This is a genomic window from Streptomyces sp. NPDC002446, from assembly GCF_053595675.1.
Map to the genome: position 1 here is coordinate 70,106 of NZ_JBSFYC010000008.1, position 15,336 is coordinate 85,441.

General features: G+C 73.0%; 13 protein-coding genes. 10 read left to right on the plus strand and 3 right to left on the minus strand.

Annotated features, from left to right (window positions below; all coding sequences use genetic code 11):
- Positions 1-479: 479 nt before the first annotated feature.
- The 5 genes from ACWD6P_RS07115 (at position 480) to ACWD6P_RS07135 (ending at position 5,798) form a co-directional block, all read left to right on the plus strand.
- Entirely contained in the window at positions 480-1,319 is an 840-nt protein-coding gene (locus ACWD6P_RS07115; RefSeq protein ID WP_451443017.1) for a response regulator transcription factor, read from the plus strand.
- 24 nt (positions 1,320-1,343) lie between these two features.
- Positions 1,344-2,369 (plus strand): LacI family DNA-binding transcriptional regulator, encoded by a 1,026-nt coding sequence (locus ACWD6P_RS07120; RefSeq protein ID WP_451443018.1) that lies wholly within the window; start codon positions 1,344-1,346, stop codon positions 2,367-2,369.
- Positions 2,370-2,468: 99 nt separating this feature from the next.
- Positions 2,469-3,515, plus strand: a complete 1,047-nt coding sequence (locus ACWD6P_RS07125; protein ID WP_451443019.1) for a S1C family serine protease — start codon at positions 2,469-2,471, stop codon at positions 3,513-3,515.
- 79 nt (positions 3,516-3,594) lie between these two features.
- Entirely contained in the window at positions 3,595-4,329 is a 735-nt protein-coding gene (locus ACWD6P_RS07130) for a response regulator transcription factor (protein WP_451443020.1), read from the plus strand.
- A 20-nt stretch (positions 4,330-4,349) separates the two neighbouring features.
- Positions 4,350-5,798, plus strand: a complete 1,449-nt coding sequence (locus ACWD6P_RS07135) for a HAMP domain-containing sensor histidine kinase (protein ID WP_451443103.1) — start codon at positions 4,350-4,352, stop codon at positions 5,796-5,798.
- 32 nt (positions 5,799-5,830) lie between these two features.
- On the opposite strand, the gene ACWD6P_RS07140 is transcribed toward ACWD6P_RS07135, so the two are convergent.
- Positions 5,831-7,210 carry an LmeA family phospholipid-binding protein gene (locus tag ACWD6P_RS07140; protein WP_451443021.1) on the minus strand — a complete coding sequence of 460 codons (1,380 nt, stop codon included), beginning with the start codon at positions 7,208-7,210 and terminating at the stop codon, positions 5,831-5,833.
- 201 nt (positions 7,211-7,411) lie between these two features.
- Between ACWD6P_RS07140 and ACWD6P_RS07145 the strand changes: the two genes are divergently transcribed.
- Together ACWD6P_RS07145 and ACWD6P_RS07150 are read left to right on the plus strand one after the other, a co-directional pair.
- Positions 7,412-8,269 carry an SDR family oxidoreductase gene (locus ACWD6P_RS07145; RefSeq protein WP_451443022.1) on the plus strand — a complete coding sequence of 286 codons (858 nt, stop codon included), beginning with the start codon at positions 7,412-7,414 and terminating at the stop codon, positions 8,267-8,269.
- 110 nt (positions 8,270-8,379) lie between these two features.
- Entirely contained in the window at positions 8,380-9,306 is a 927-nt protein-coding gene (locus ACWD6P_RS07150) for an aminoglycoside phosphotransferase family protein (RefSeq protein WP_451443023.1), read from the plus strand.
- Between the two features lie 16 nt (positions 9,307-9,322).
- Here the strand turns inward: ACWD6P_RS07150 and ACWD6P_RS07155 are convergent, their stop codons facing one another.
- Positions 9,323-11,131 (minus strand): bifunctional metallophosphatase/5'-nucleotidase, encoded by a 1,809-nt coding sequence (locus ACWD6P_RS07155; protein WP_451443024.1) that lies wholly within the window; start codon positions 11,129-11,131, stop codon positions 9,323-9,325.
- 146 nt (positions 11,132-11,277) lie between these two features.
- Here ACWD6P_RS07155 and mshD point away from each other — a divergent pair, with 146 nt between their 5' ends.
- Complete coding sequence (mshD, locus tag ACWD6P_RS07160) at positions 11,278-12,222, plus strand: mycothiol synthase (RefSeq protein WP_451443025.1); 945 nt, start codon at positions 11,278-11,280, stop codon at positions 12,220-12,222.
- Positions 12,223-12,290: 68 nt separating this feature from the next.
- Here the strand turns inward: mshD and ACWD6P_RS07165 are convergent, their stop codons facing one another.
- Positions 12,291-12,893 carry a GNAT family N-acetyltransferase gene (locus tag ACWD6P_RS07165; RefSeq protein ID WP_451443026.1) on the minus strand — a complete coding sequence of 201 codons (603 nt, stop codon included), beginning with the start codon at positions 12,891-12,893 and terminating at the stop codon, positions 12,291-12,293.
- Positions 12,894-12,996: 103 nt separating this feature from the next.
- Here ACWD6P_RS07165 and ACWD6P_RS07170 point away from each other — a divergent pair, with 103 nt between their 5' ends.
- The gene (locus tag ACWD6P_RS07170; RefSeq protein ID WP_451443027.1) at positions 12,997-14,112 is read left to right on the plus strand and encodes an ATP-binding cassette domain-containing protein; all 1,116 of its coding nucleotides are present in this window, start codon (positions 12,997-12,999) and stop codon (positions 14,110-14,112) included.
- Positions 14,109-15,176, plus strand: a complete 1,068-nt coding sequence (locus ACWD6P_RS07175) for an ABC transporter permease (RefSeq protein WP_451443028.1) — start codon at positions 14,109-14,111, stop codon at positions 15,174-15,176. The genes ACWD6P_RS07170 and ACWD6P_RS07175 overlap by 4 nt, the downstream gene beginning before the upstream one ends.
- Positions 15,177-15,336 lie beyond the last annotated feature (160 nt).

The window sequence follows — 15,336 nt, forward strand, 5'->3', positions numbered from 1 at the left end:
GGACGGCCGCGGGAAATGCCGCGGACCGGACTGGAGTGCTGGTGAGGCGGTGCGCGGGGGCGGGCGCGGCGGTCCGCGACCGGGCGGCGGAATCCGCTTCAGGACGGGCCCTGCGGGGTGCGGGCGGCCCCGGTCCGGACCCTCGCGTACGTCAACCGGGACACGCGATGACCACTCGAAGTGATCGACGGAACACAGGAACGTGCAAAATCGACCTCGGGTGCGGAACTCTTCTGAGCTATTCTGCTGGGCAAGAAGGATCCGGGCAGCGTAGCCCCCGGGTCCTTTTGTGCTTTCAGCCACGAGCCGCGTGGCTGACAGGACCGTACGAAGCAGTGCCGCAGACTCCCCCGGCCAGGGCCGGGAGGTGCCCCCGTCGCAGGGACCGAGGAGGAACCAGACGTCATGGGCGAGCGAAGCAGGCAGGACCGTGAGCAGATCAGGGCGGAACGCTCCGTGAACCGGGCAGGTGGTCGGAGGTGAGTTCGCTCCTGCTGCTGACCAACGCACTCCAGCCGTCGACGGAGGTGCTCCCGGCGCTCGGCCTGCTGCTGCACAGTGTGCGGGTGGCCCCCGCCGAGGGCCCGGCCCTCATCGACACCCCGGGGGCCGACGTCATACTGATCGACGGCCGCCGCGACCTTCCGCACGTCCGCTCCCTGTGCCAGCTGCTGCGGTCCACCGGCCCCGGCTGCCCGCTGGTCCTGGTGGTCACCGAGGGCGGGCTGGCCGCCGTCACCGCCGACTGGGGCGTCGACGACGTCATGCTGGACACCGCAGGACCCGCCGAGGTCGAGGCGCGGCTGCGGCTGGCGATGGGCCGCCAGCAGATCACCACCGACGACGGCCCGATGGAGATCCGCAACGGCGACCTCTCGGTGGACGAGGCGACCTACAGCGCCAAGCTGAAGGGGCGGGTCCTGGACCTGACCTTCAAGGAGTTCGAGCTGCTGAAGTACCTGGCGCAGCACCCGGGCCGGGTCTTCACCCGCGCCCAGCTCCTGCAGGAGGTGTGGGGCTACGACTACTTCGGCGGTACCCGGACCGTGGACGTCCACGTCCGGCGGCTGCGCGCCAAGCTCGGCCCCGAGCACGAGTCGCTGATCGGCACGGTCCGCAACGTCGGCTACCGCTTCGTGACGCCGGAGAAGGCGGAGCGCGCCGCGGAGGCCAAGGCCAAGGGCGAGGCCGGGCAGGCCGCGAAGTCCGCCCGCGGCGGGGAGCCCGCGGACGGCCGGGCACCGGCGGACGGCGACGGTTCCGGCCAGGCGGTCGCCGCCGCCGCGGAATCCCCCGCCGTCCGGCCTGCCCGCCGGTAGGACCACCCGCGTAGACTGCCGCGCGTGGCCAAGGTGACGCGGGATGATGTGGCAAGGCTGGCGGGTACATCCACCGCCGTTGTCAGTTACGTCATCAACAACGGACCCCGGCCGGTCGCCCCGGCCACGCGCGAGCGGGTGCTCGCCGCCATCAAGGAGCTGGGCTACCGGCCGGACCGCGTCGCGCAGGCGATGGCGTCCCGCCGTACCGACCTCATAGGCCTGATCGTGCCGGACACCCGGCAGCCGTTCTTCGCGGAGATGGCGCACGCGGTCGAGCAGGCCGCCGCCGAGCGCGGAAAGATGGTGCTGGTCGGCAACGCCAACTACCTCGACGAGCGCGAGGTGCACTATCTGCGCGCGTTCCTCGGGATGCGGGTGGCCGGGCTGATCCTGATCAGCCAGGGCCCCAGTGAGCACGCCGCCGCCGAGATCGACGCCTGGGACGCCCGGGTGGTGCTGCTGCACCGCCGGCCGGACGCCATCGACGACGTCGCCGTGATGACGGACGACATCTGGGGCGCGCAGCTGGTGACCCGGCATCTGCTGGAGCACGGCCATCCGTACGTCGCCTTCCTCGGCGGCACGGAGGAGACCCCGAAGTCCGGCGACCCGGTCACCGACCACGTCGAGGGCTGGCGGCGGGCCATGCTGGAGTCGGGCAGGACCCCCGAGGGCCGCTACTTCCAGGCGGCGTACAACCGCTACGACGCCTACCAGGTCGCGCTGAAGCTGCTGGCGGGGCCCGAGCGGCCGCCGGCCATCATGTGCGCGACCGACGACCAGGCGATCGGTGTCCTGCGGGCCGCCCGTGAGCTGCGGATCGACGTCCCCGGTGAGCTGGCGGTCGCCGGCTTCGACGATGTGAAAGAGGCGGCGCTCACGGATCCGCCGCTGACCACCGTGGCCTCGGACCGCGAGGCGATGGCGCGGGCGGCGGTCGACCTCGTGCTGGACGACGGGCTGCGGGTGGTCGGCTCCCGGCGGGAGCGGCTGCGGCAGTTCCCGTCACGCCTGGTCGTACGGCGCTCGTGCGGCTGCGGCGGCTGAGCGGCCCGCAGCGGTCCTTATTCCGGGCATACCCACTTCTGCCGGGTCTCTCAGGGCGTTCTCAGACGCTTCTCATGGACCGGGAGCACAGTCTTCACCATGACCGAGAGCTACCGCCGAAGCGGCGATGAGATGCCACAGGACCGGCCGTACGCATACGGCGCCGAGCACCACGACACCTACGGCGGCGCGCAGGGTTTCCCCCCGCCCCCGCCGTACGCACCGGGCGTCGCCGAGGCACCGCCCGCGCCGCGGCGCCGGGCCCGCCGGCCGGTCGCGCTGATCGCGGCGGTGGCGCTCGCCTCGGGTCTCATCGGGGGCGGCAGCGCGGCGCTGATCGCCGGCGCGACCGCCGGGCAGAGCGCGAACGGCGCCTCGACCCCGCTCGTCAACGCCGGCAAGACCGGTGGCAGCGGGGTCTCGGGCGTGGCCAAGGCGGTCAGCCCGGCGATAGTGGAGATCAAGGCGCGGACCAGCGGCGGCCAGTCCACCGGCTCCGGCGTCGTGATCACCGGCGACGGCGAGATCATCACCAACAACCACGTGGTGGCGGGCGCCGAGTCGGTGGCCGTCACCTTCAGCGACGGCAGCCGCAGGACGGCCAGGGTCGTGGGCACCGACCCCGACAAGGACCTGGCGCTGATCAAGGTCCGCGGGGCCAAGGGCCTGACCGCGGCCGCCCTCGGCGACTCCGGCAGGCTCGCGGTCGGCGACCAGGTGGTCGCGATCGGCTCCCCCGAGGGCCTGACCGGCTCGGTGACCAGCGGTATCGTCTCCGCCCTCAACCGGGATGTCACCGTGCCCAAGGAGCAGGGCCAGGGGCGGCAGGGCGATCCGGACGGCGGTGGCGGCTGGCCGTTCGAGTTCGGCGGCAACCAGTACAACGGGGACACCGGCTCGTCGAAGACCTCCTACAAGGCCATACAGACCGACGCGTCGCTCAACCCGGGCAACTCCGGTGGCGCCCTGATCAATATGCAGGGGCAGATCATCGGCATCAACTCCGCGATGTACTCGCCGAGTTCGGCGACGAGCAGCACCGCGGGCAGCGTCGGCCTCGGCTTCGCCATCCCCATCAACACCGTCAAGGCCGACCTCGACGCGCTGCGCGGCGGCGGGAGCGGCGGCGCCAGCAGCGGCGTCTGACTCCCCGCCCGGCCCGGTGCCGTGCAAGGCTTAAGGACCAGCCGCCCGTACAGCCGTCCCACCCGAGGTAACCACGCACATGAGCCCCGCCGAGCACGGTGACCAGCCCGCCCGCATCCTGATCGTCGACGACGAGCCCGCGGTCCGCGAGGCGCTGCAGCGCTCGCTCGCCTTCGAGGGCTACGGCACCGAGCAGGCGGTCGACGGGCTGGACGCGGTCGAGAAGGTCGCCTCCTACGGCCCCGAACTGATCGTGCTGGACGTCCTGATGCCCCGTATGGACGGGCTGACCGCCGCCCGCCGGCTGCGGGCGAGCGGGGTGACCGTACCGATCCTGATGCTCACCGCCCGGGACACGGTCGGCGACCGCGTCACGGGGCTGGACGCCGGTGCCGACGACTACCTCGTCAAGCCCTTCGAGCTGGACGAGCTGCTCGCCCGGATCCGCGCGCTGCTGCGCCGCAGCTCGTACGCGGCGGCCGGCGCGCAGCCCGAGGAGGGCGAGACGCTGGGCTTCGCCGATCTGCGGATGGACCTGTCGACCCGTGAGGTGACCCGGGGCGGCCGGCCGGTCGAGCTGACCCGCACCGAGTTCACGCTGCTGGAGATGTTCCTGGCGCATCCGCGGCAGGTCCTCACCCGTGAGCAGATCCTCAAGGCGGTCTGGGGCTTCGACTTCGAGCCCACCTCCAACTCCCTCGACGTCTATGTGATGTACCTGCGCCGCAAGACGGAGGCGGGCGGCGAGCCGCGGCTGGTGCACACGGTGCGGGGAGTCGGGTACGTCCTGCGGGCGGACGGCGGGGCGGAGTGAGCGCCGGCCGCCCCGGCCCCCTGGCCCGCTTGCGGCAGCTGCCGCTGCGGTCGCGGCTGGCGATGCTGGTGGGTCTCGCGGTGGCGGTGGCGGTCGCCGTCTCGGCCGCGGCCTGCTGGGTGATCACCCGCGACCGGCTCACCGAGCAGCTCGACGAGACGCTGAGCTCGGTGAAGGTGGACGACAGCTACGTCCAGGCGCTGATCGCCCACTGCAACGACCAGCCCGGTCTGCGCTTCCAGCCCACCCCGTACACGGTCCGCCTGGTGTCGTCCAGCGGCTATGTCTGTACGGCCCCCGACAAGGCGGAGATCCCCGCGCAGCGGGCGGACGTCCTGGTGGCCGAGCGGCGGCTGCCCAGCAGCGTGCGCACCGCCAGGGACGAGAACGGCACCGAGATGCGGGTGTCGACCATGCTCTACCACGGCCCGGTCACCGACGCCTCGGGCAATCCGCTCGCGATCTCCGTGGCCGCCCCCATGGACCAGGTCACCCAGCCGCTCAACCAGCTCGCGCTGGTGCTGCTGATCGTCGCCGGGGTCGGGGTGCTGGGCGCCGCGACCGCCGGACTGTGGGTCGCCCGCGCGGGCCTCAAACCCGTCGACCGGCTCACCGAGGCCGTCGAACAGGTCGCCCGCACCGAGGACCTGACCATCCGGATCCCCGCGGACGGCGAGGACGAGATCGCCCGCCTCTCGCGCTCCTTCAACGCGATGACCGCCGCGCTGGCCGCCTCCCGCGATCTGCAGCGGCAGCTGATCGCGGACGCGGGCCATGAGCTGCGCACACCGCTGACCTCGCTGCGGACGAACATCGATCTGCTGGTGCGCAGCGAGCAGTCCGGCCGCCCGATCCCGGCCGCCGACAGGGAGGCGCTGCTGGCGTCGGTGAAGGCGCAGATGGGGGAGCTGGCGGCGCTGATCGGCGATCTGCAGGAGCTGTCCCGGCCGCCCGAGCCCGGCCAGAGCGCCGTCGAGGTCGTGGCGCTGCACGACATCGTCGGCTCGGCGCTGGAGCGGGCCCGGCTGCGCGGCCCGTCGCTGACCATCACCGCCGAGGTGGAGCCCTGGTACGTACGGGCGGAGTCGGCCGGGCTGGAGCGCGCGGTGGTCAACCTGCTGGACAACGCGGTGAAGTTCAGCCCGGCCGGCGGCACCATCGAGGTCCGGCTGACCGGCGGCGAGCTGACCGTACGCGATCACGGGCCCGGTATTCCGCAGGACGAACTGCCGCATGTCTTCGAGCGGTTCTGGCGCTCGCCGTCCGCGCGCAGCCTGCCCGGCAGCGGCCTGGGGCTGTCGATCGTGGCGCGGACGGCGGAGCGGGCGGGCGGCGCGGTACGGCTGCGGTCCGGCGATCTCGGCGGCACCGAGGCGGTGCTGACCCTGCCGGGCGCGCCGGCACCGCCGCCGCAGCTGCCCGAGGAGCCGCCGGTGCCGCCGGGCCCGCCGCCGGGCACCGGGAGCTGACGCCCGGGCCGGCCGGCCGCACCCCTGGGGCGCTACTTCTTCCCGGCCGCGTCCCCGACCGGAAGGTTGGACCCCGACAGCTCGGCCCGGATGCCGTCCTGCTGGACGGAGATGTTGCGCAGCCGTACGTCGCCGGGCGTCTTGGGCAGCCGGAAGGACAGCGACAGCCGGTCGGCGAGCTGCGGCTTGGTCAGCCCGCTCAGCGTGCCGAGGATCTTCGGGTCGATGCCGACCTTCTCCAGCAGCCAGGGGTGGTCGATCACCACATCGACGAGGTTGACCTTCATCAGCTGCTGGATGAAGCGCGGCGACCCGGTCAGCTCGTGCAGCTTCTCCTCGTTGCGCAGCGCCTCGTCGATGTACGGCCGGGGGATGCCGATGCGGTCCGCGATGGCCGGGATGCCGAGCATCGACTTGACCTTGGCGGCCTGGCGGCTGAGCTCGGCGGCGGCCTTGCGGGTCAGCCGCAGGCCCTCCTCCTTGCCGGTGCCGGGGCGGTAGACGGCGACATCGCCGATGTCCAGGCGCATCCGGCTGATCTCGGTGGAGATACCGCGGTCGCCGGCCCGCTGAATGCGCGCCTCGGCCCGTACGCGCAATTCGTGCCCGGCGATCGGCAGTCGCCCGACCGCGCGGATGGAATTGTGGCCCAGCTCACTGAATTTCACCTGGGAGGCGCCCAGTTCGCGATTCATGTCGTCGAAGGCGAGCAGCACGGTGCCGTGCATGGAGCCGATCGTGGCGCCCTTGATGGAGGTGGGCAGATCGCCGTCGATGCGTATGTCGTCCGCGGTCGCCTCGAATTTCGCCAGCGAGACCCGGTCGGCGGCGACATCCGGAATGCTGACGTGCACCCGGTCGACGCGCTTGTCCAGGACCTGGGTGAGGAACGGGAATCCCTGGATGTCGACTTCCGGTTTGCCGTTCAGATGCAGCGAATCCTTCAGCTTTTCCGCGGCCGCGTCCTGTGCGTAGAGCACGGCGAACCGGTCGCAGACGGTGAGGAAAACGGTGGCGACCAGGACCGCCACCAGCAGCTTCAGGGTGATCGGGACGGCGGCGAAGCGGCTGATGCCGCGCTTTTTGCGGCGGTGGTTCGGCGGCTTCCAGGCCTCGTCCCCGTCGTCGTCCGAGCGCAGCCCCAGGCCCAGCGGGTCGTCGCTGTCGTCGCGCTCGTTGAGGTAGGTGCGGCGGCGGGTGGCGCCGGGAGCGTCGAACGGGCCGGATTCCGGATCGGGTTCGGGCTCCGGCTCGGGGTCGGCGAGGGCCGCCAGATCCGCATACGGATTGACCGGTGCAAGGGTTCTGGTGCCGCCGGAGAGGTCGTTCCCGGCGTCCGGCGCCGGGGAATGCGGATGGTGCCGGTCGGCGGGCTCCGGCGAGGGTGAAGATATGCGTATGGGGGATCGCATCCGAACATCCCACCATGAGCAAGACCCTTGTACGCAACTCGAACCGGGGGTACGTCGGGAAAGCGAAGGTTGTCCGCTCAGTCTTGGCAAAAAATTGCCGCGCACGCCCCGGCGGACCTGAACTACCGTCACTCCTCTTGTGCAACTGACGGAACCGTCCGAATCGGGCGGCGGAATTCACGAGTTCCCGAAGGTGGTCCCATGATCGTGGTAACCGGAGCGACCGGCAATATCGGCCGCAGCCTCGTCGGCCGGCTCCTCGCGGAAGGCGTCGCCGTACGCGCACTGACCCGCGATCCGGCGCGCGCCGCGCTGCCCGCCGGGGCCGAAGTGGTGCGCGCCGACCTCACCGGCACCGACGACCTCACCCCGCTCCTCGCTGGTGCCGACGCGCTCTTCCTCAACCTGGCGGCCGGCGGCGAGGGCGCGGCGACCGCCCTGATCGACGCCGCCGTCAAGGCCGGTGTCCGCCGGATCGTCCTCAACTCCTCGATGGGCGTGACCGATACGCCCGCCGACGAGACCAACTTCATCGCCCGGATGCACGCCGCCCTGGAGCGCGCGGTGCGCGACTCGGGCCTGGAGTGGACCTTCGTCCGCGGCGCCAACTACGCCGCCAACACGCTCGCCTGGGCCCCGTCGATCCGCGCGACGGGGGTCGTCCGCGATGCGCACCCCGGCGCCCAGGGCGTCCCCGTCCACGAGGACGACCTCGCGGACGTCGCCGCCGTCGCGCTCATGGACCGCACCGGCACCCATCAGGGCCGGATCTACCAGGTCACCGGCCCCGAGCAGATGACCTTCGCCCAGCAGGTCGCCGAGATCGGGCGGGCCATCGGACGCGAGACCCGCATCGAGCAGATCTCCGAGGACGCGGCCGCCGAGGCGATGTCCGGCCCGCACCTGCCCAAGGAGGCCGCCCTGGAACTCGTCCGGCTCTTCGGCCAGACGGTCGAGGCCCCCGCCTTCCCCGTCTCGGACGCCGTCGAACGCGTCACGGGCCGCCCGGCCCGCCCCTTCGCCCAGTGGGCGAGGGATCACGCCGCCGACTTCTCCTGACCGGCCCGCACCAGCCACACCGGCTCCGCCGCACGGCGGAGCCGCGGCTGCGGCCGCCGGCGGACGAAAACCCTTTGCCCGCGCGGCCCGTGCCGCCATACCGTCCGCGCATGCTGCCTCGCGTGGATACGGATGACGAGTGGGACGCGATCGTCCCCGACGAAGCGGTGATGCAGCCGGGCGCCCTGGCGCTCTGCGCGCGGCTCGGGCTGCGGGACGCGACCCTGACCCGCTACCCCGCCGGCTCCCAGCCGGTGTACGCCGTCGGGGACCGCTACGTCCTCAAGCTCTTCCCGGCCGCCAGCGCCGACGACGGGATCACCGAGGCCCGGGTCCTCGCCCACGTCCAGGGCCGGCTGCCGGTGCCCACGCCGTATGTCCACGACGCCGGCGAGTACGAGAACGGCTGGCGCTATGTGCTGATGTCCCGGCTGCGCGGCAGCGACCTGGCCGTCGCCTGGCCCCGGATACCCCGCGCCGACCAGGACCGCATCGCCACCGAAGCCGGGGAGACCCTCGCCGCCCTGCACGCCCTCGACCCCAAGCCGCTCACCGACGTCCTGGGGCCGGGCGACTGGGGCGCCTTCCTCGCGCGTCAGCGCGCCGGCGCCGTCGACCAGCAGCGCGCCCGCGGGCTGCCCGAGCCCTGGCTGGAGCAGATCCCCGACTTCCTCGACTCGGTGGCCCTGCCCGCGCACCCGCCCGCCGCCCTGCTGCACACCGAGTTCATGCGCCAGCATCTGACCGTCGACGAAGCCGACGACTGGCGGCTGACCGGACTCCTCGACTTCGAGCCCGCCATGATCGGCCACCGCGCGTACGACTTCGTCGCCGTGGGCCTGTTCGTCTCCCGGGCCGACCCGCGCCTGCTGTCCCGCGTCTTTTGTGCCTACGGCGAGACCTTCGCCCCCCGCGAACTGCTCGCCTGCACGCTCCTGCACGTCTACAGCAATCTGCCCTGGTACCTGCGCGAACTGCCCGCCCCACCCGAACCGGGCCTGGAATCGCTGGCCGAGACCTGGTTCGGGGTGGGGTGAGGGCGGCTGGTGCCGGTTACTTCACCACGGTGATGCGGTCCGCCTTGGGCGGGGTGAGCGGCCGCTCCTTCGAGGAGTGGGCGGTCAGGTAGGCGGTGAAGGCGTCGAGGTCGGAGGGGCCGACGTACTTGTTCTTGGCCTCCTTGAAGACGGGGAAGCCGTCGCCGCCGCCGGCCAGGAACTCGTTCATGGCGACGCGGTAGGTCTTCGCGGGGTCGAGCGCCGCCCCGTTCAGCCTGACCGAGTCCTTGACGACGCGGTCGGCGCCGGTCTTGGTCAGGTCGAGGGTGTAGGTCAGCCCCGCGGAGACCTGCAGGATCCGGGGGGAGGCCTCGTTGGGGCCGCTGACCTGCTGCTGGAGGGCGGTCAGCAGCTGGGCGCCGGTCAGGTCGACGACATTGGTCATGTTGGTGAACGGCTGGACGGTGAAGGCCTCGCCGTAGGTGACCACGCCGTCGCCCTCCGATCCGGACGCCTTGAAGGCGAGGTCGGAGCGGATGCCGCCGGGGTTCATCAGGGCGAGCTGGGCGCCGCCCTTGCCGTCCGCCTTGGTGGCCTCCAGCTGGGCGTCGGCGATGACGTCGCCGAGCGGGGACTCCAGGGTGCCCGCGCCGCGGCCCGCGATGTCGGCCGAGATGTGGCCGACGGGGCGGCCGGCGACCGGGGCGGCGAGCTTGTTCCAGCGGGCGATCAGGGACGTCATGTCCGCGGCCTTGGGCACGTCGCGCCGCACGGCGTGGTTCGCGGACCTGACGCCGGTGCGCACGATGTCCTTGGTCCTGCGGTCGTACGTCAGCGTCGTGTCGGTGTAGACCTTGCCGAACGACGACGCCGAGGTGACCATGCGCGGCTTGCCCGCCGGGTCCGGGATCGTGCAGACGTACGCCTCGTGGGTGTGGCCGGTCACGAACGCGTCGACCTTGGAGGTGACGCCCTTGGCGATCGCGGTGATCGGGCCAGAGATCCCGTCGCCGGGCCCGGGGCTGTCGCAGTCGTAGTTGTACGCCGTCGAGGCCGGCTCGCCGCCCTCGTGGATCAGGGTGACGATGGACTTCACCCCCTGCTTGTCCAGCTCCTTGGCGTACTTGTTGATCGTCTCGATCTCGTCGTGGAACTTCAGGCCCTTGACGCCGTCGGCCGTGACGACGTCCGGGGTGCCCTCCAGGGTCAGCCCGATGAAGCCGATCTTGACGCCGTTCTTCTTCCACACCGTGTACGGCTTGAGGATCGGCTTGTCCGTCTTCTCGTCCGTCACGTTCGCGGCGAGATAGGGGAAGGCCGCGCCCGGGAACACCTTGCCCTTCTCGTAGCAGCCGTCCTTGGGGTGGCAGCCGCCGTTCTGCATCCGGGCCAGCTCGGTGCGGCCCTCGTCGAACTCGTGGTTGCCGACGCTGGTGACGTCCAGCTTCAGCTTGTTCAGGGCCTCGACGGTGGGCTCGTCGTGGAAGAGCCCGGACAGCATGGGCGAGCCGCCGACCATGTCGCCGGCCGCCGCGGTGACGGAGTACGGGTGGCCCTTGCGGGCCGTGCGCAGCAACTGGGCCAGGTACTCGACACCGCCGGCCGGGACGGCCTTCTTGGTGCCGTCGGGCTGGAGCTCCTCGACCGTGCCGGAGGAGCCCTGCGGCGGTTCGAGGTTGCCGTGGAAGTCGTTGAAGGAGAGGAGCTGGACGTCGACGGTGCGGCCGGCGCGGTCGCCGTGGCCGGTGCGGCCGGTGTCCGCGCCGGCCGGCAGGGCGGTGGCGGCGATACCCGCGACCGCCAGTGCGGCGGCCCCCATCGTCAATCTTCGTGCGGTGCGGCGCCGTTGCGGTGTCGCTGGCATGTGCTTCCCCTCCTGAACGGTCATGAGCGGAGGGCAGCTTATGGTCAACGCGCGTAGCGCAACAGGGGTCGGCGGGTTACGAGCTGGTTGCCGGGCGGCGCGGGTGGTGCCCCTCGCAGCCCCCGGCAGGGTCGTACGCTTCACACATGACTGACGCTGCACAGGAGATGGGACGGAGCGGCCGCCGGATCGAGGTGGTCGACGAGCTCGCGCCGGAAGCGGTCGCGGCCGTCCTGGAGCTGATCGAGCGCGCCGCGCGTACGGACGGGCAGCCCGCCGTGTCCGAGCAGGGGCGGCTGCAGCTGCGGGGCGGCGGCGGCCGGCGGGAGGGCGTGCGCCATGTGCTGGTGCACGTCCCCGGTGACGAGGGCGAGCAGCTGGTCGCGTACGGGCAGCTGGAGGACACCGACCCGGTGGAGGCGCCGGCCGCCGAACTGGTGGTGCACCCCGGCCACCGCGGCCGCGGGCACGGCCGCGCGCTGGGCGGCGAGCTGCTGGAGCAGTCCGGGCGCCGGCTGCGGGTCTGGGCCCACGGCGGGCATCCGGCCGCCCGCCACCTCGCCCAGACCCTGGGGCTGACGATGTTCCGGGAGCTGCGGCAGATGCGGCGCTCGCTGGCGGACCTGGAGCTCGCCGAGCCGGTGCTCCCCGAGGGGGTGTCCGTACGGACCTTCCAGCCGGGCACCGATGACGCGGCCTGGCTGGAGGTGAACGCGGAGGCCTTCGCGCACCACCCCGAGCAGGGCGCGCTGACCCAGCGCGACCTCGACGACCGCAAGGCCGAGCCGTGGTTCGACCCGAAGGGCTTCTTCCTGGCGGAGAAGGACGGCCGGCTGGTCGGCTTCCACTGGACCAAGGTGCACGCCGAGGAGGGCCTGGGCGAGGTCTATGTGCTCGGGGTGCGGCCCGGCGCCCAGGGCGGCGGCCTGGGCAAGGCGCTGACCTCCCTCGGGCTGCGGCATCTGGCGGGCCAGGGGCTGCCGACGGCGATGCTGTACGTGGACGCGGACAACGTGGCGGCCGTGTCGGTGTACGAGCGGATGGGGTTCCTCACGCACGAGACGGATCTGATGTACCGCTCGGAGACCTGAGAGGGACGGGCGGGGACGGCGGGCGGGGCGGACCGGCGAGGTCCGCCCCGCCCGTCGTCGTGCGCCGCTCACTGCCGCGGCAGCGCCTGCCACTCGCGCGCCAGCATCGCGTAGACGACCTCGTCGGTCCAGGTGCCGTCGAGGAACTCGTTCTCCCGCAGATGGCCCTCGCGGCGCATCCCCAGCCGTTCGAGCAGCCTGGCCGAGGCGGTGTTGCGGCCGTCCAACTCGGCCTGGATGCGGTGCAGTCCCAGCTCCTCGAAGCCCAGCTTCAGCAGCGCCCGGGAGGCTTCGGTGGCGTAACCGCGGCCGGAGTGGTCGGGGTTGAAGACATAGCCGATGCCGCCCTGGCGGTGCTCGCGGCTCTTCCAGACGAAGGTGACGTCGCCGACCAGGGTGCCGGTCTCCCGGACGACGACGGCGAGCTGGAGGACGTCGCCGCTCTCGCGCAGCGTCGTGCGGGCGGCCTTGGTGGCGACCGAGGCCCGTGACCCGGCCTCGTCCAAGGGGCCCCAGTAGAGGTACCGGCAGACCTCGGGACGCTGTTGGTAGGCGTGGACCGCCGGGAAGTCGTCGTGGGTGACGGGGCGCAGATCCAGTCGGGCGGTGCGGATCGGGTACTCGGGGGTGTACGGCAGCGGCGGCGTGGGGGGTGCGGAAGGTATGGGCACGCGGCCAGCGTAGGGCGGGAGGTTGACAGACGCAGCCGACTTCCCCCACGCTTCCACTACTTAATTAGTGGAATGAGTCGGGGATGGGGCAGGGGGCTCGGGGATGGCGATATGGCCGCTGGCCGGGGGCGAGGCGACCGGTCCGGTCGCGGGGCGCCCCGCCATCGAGGCGATCGGCCTCGGCAGGCGCTACCGGCGCCGCTGGGCGCTGCGCGACTGCACCTTCCGGCTGCCGGCCGGCCGTATCTGCGCGCTGGTCGGGCCCGCCGGCGCAGGCAAGACCACCCTGCTCTCCCTCGCCGCCGGCCTAGTCCGCCCCACCGAGGGGACCGTACGCATCGGCGGCGCCAGCCCCGCGCGCCCCGGTGGCCGCGCCCGGATCGCGCACGTCACCCAGGGCACGCCCTTCTCCCCCCGGCTCACGGTCGCCGAGACGCTGCGCCTGGGCCGTGCGCTGCACCCCGGCCACTGGAACGCCCGGCGCGCCGAGCAGATCGTGCGGGAGGGCCGGCTGGCCCCGGACGCCCGCGTCGGCGCCCTGACCGGCGGGCCGGGGGCGGCGCCCACGCCCGCACGGCAGTGGGGGAGCGCCTGCCTCGCGCTCGCCCTCGCCCTCGGCAAGGAGCCCGAACTCCTGCTGCTCGACGGCCTGCTGGCCGACGCCGATCCGCTGGTGCGGCACAAGATCGCCGCGCTGCTGCTGGCCCAGGCCGCCGAGTACGGCACCACCGTCGTACTGACCTCGCATCTGCTCGCCGAGCTGGACGGGGTCTGTGACCATCTGCTGGTGCTGGGCGACGGCCGGGTCCGTCTCGCGGGCGCGGTCGACGCCGTCATCGGGGCGCACGCCCTGGTCATGGGGGAGCGCCGGGGCACGGCGCTGCCGCCCGAGATCACCGCGCACACGGTCGTCGAGGCGCAGCTGGCCGGCCGTCACTTCACGGCGGTCGTCCGGCGGAAGGGGGCGATCGCCGCCGGGAGCTGGGAGGCGGCCGAGCCGTCCGTCGAGGAGCTGCTGCTGGCCTATCTGCGGGCGCCCGACGCGCCCGCGCCGATCGCGGCGGACGGCGAGCCGGACTTCCCGCCGCCGCGCCGCCTGCCCGGCGGCACACCCGGCCACCGGCCCGGCATCCCCGGTATGCCGCGCAACGCCGCACCCGGCCCGCCGGGCGCGCGCACCGGGTACGACCACCACAGCGGCAAGGGAGCGGCGGCATGACCGGCACCACGGCAGACCCCACCGCGGGCGGGCGCGGGCCCGGCGCGGACGGCCGGGGCGGGCGGGGCGGCCCGGCGGGCCGGACGGCGGCCGGCGGCCCGCTCGGGGGCCTGGCCTGGCTGGTCTGGCGGCAGCACCGGCTGCTCCTCGGCGTGCTGTTCGCCGGGTCGGCCGCCGCCGCGGTCTGGTGCGCGGTGCTGCGCGGCCGGATGGCCTCCTTCATCGACGCCCACCACCTCGCCGGCTGCTCGCTGATCTCCCTGGTCCCGCGCTGCGAGGGCACCCAGGACGCGGTCATGGCCTTCCGCGCGGCCTACCGCCCCTCCCTGCAACTCGCCGAGCTGGGGCTGACGTTGCTGCCGGTGCTGATCGGCCTGTTCCTCGGCGCGCCGCTGATCGCCCGCGAGCTGGAGACCGGCACCCACCAGCTCGTACTGACCCAGTCGGCCGGGCCGCTGCGCTGGCTCGCGGCGAAGCTCGCGCTGCCCGCGCTGTGCGTGCTCACCGCGGTCTCGGGGCTCTCGGCGGTCTTCGCCTGGCTCTGGCAGGTCGGCGGCGACGAGGTCTCCGGCTCCTACTGGTACTCCACCCTCGGCTTCCACTCGCTCGGCCCGGTGCCCGTCGCCTACAGCCTGCTGGGCCTGGCCGTCGGGGCGCTGGCCGGTCTGCTGCTGCGCCGTACGGTCGTGTCGATGGCCGTGACACTCGCCGCCATGATCGTGTTGCCGGGCGCGTTCACGCTGCTCAGGCCGTATCTGCTGGCGGCCACCACGACCGGGTACGGGCGCGGCGCGGCGGTCTCGGCGCCGGACGACAGCTGGGTCCTGGAGCAGGGGTACACCACCGGCTCCGGCGCCCGGCTGACCGAGGAGGCGATGGAGTGCCCGCCCAGCGGCGACTACGACGGCTGTCTGCGCGGGCACGGGGTGACCGGCCGGTTCCTGGACCAGCACCCGGTCTCGCACCACTGGCCGCTGGCCTGGATCGAGGCCGGGCTCGTCGTGGCGCTGGCGGCGGCGCTGACCGCGGTCGCCTTCCGGGTGATGCGCCGCCGGCACGGCTGAGCCGGCATGCCCCGGCGGCCCGGGGAGCAGGCGACGGGCCGCCCGCGCACCGGACGGGCCGCCCCGCCCCGCACCCGGCGGCCGCCCCCGCCGGTAGCACCCCGATTGCCTGTCCGCCATATCCGCGTTACCGGTGATTCAATGTTGCTTGCGAGCATCA

Coding starts and splice junctions, on each gene's coding strand:
- ACWD6P_RS07175 (WP_451443028.1), top strand. CDS start 14,109: ATGACCGGCACCACGGCAGACCCCACCGCGGGCGGGCGCGGGCCCGGC.
- ACWD6P_RS07155 (WP_451443024.1), bottom strand. CDS start 11,131: ATGCCAGCGACACCGCAACGGCGCCGCACCGCACGAAGATTGACGATG.
- mshD (WP_451443025.1), top strand. CDS start 11,278: ATGACTGACGCTGCACAGGAGATGGGACGGAGCGGCCGCCGGATCGAG.
- ACWD6P_RS07130 (WP_451443020.1), top strand. CDS start 3,595: ATGAGCCCCGCCGAGCACGGTGACCAGCCCGCCCGCATCCTGATCGTC.
- ACWD6P_RS07145 (WP_451443022.1), top strand. CDS start 7,412: ATGATCGTGGTAACCGGAGCGACCGGCAATATCGGCCGCAGCCTCGTC.
- ACWD6P_RS07170 (WP_451443027.1), top strand. CDS start 12,997: ATGGCGATATGGCCGCTGGCCGGGGGCGAGGCGACCGGTCCGGTCGCG.
- ACWD6P_RS07150 (WP_451443023.1), top strand. CDS start 8,380: ATGCTGCCTCGCGTGGATACGGATGACGAGTGGGACGCGATCGTCCCC.
- ACWD6P_RS07125 (WP_451443019.1), top strand. CDS start 2,469: ATGACCGAGAGCTACCGCCGAAGCGGCGATGAGATGCCACAGGACCGG.
- ACWD6P_RS07140 (WP_451443021.1), bottom strand. CDS start 7,210: ATGCGATCCCCCATACGCATATCTTCACCCTCGCCGGAGCCCGCCGAC.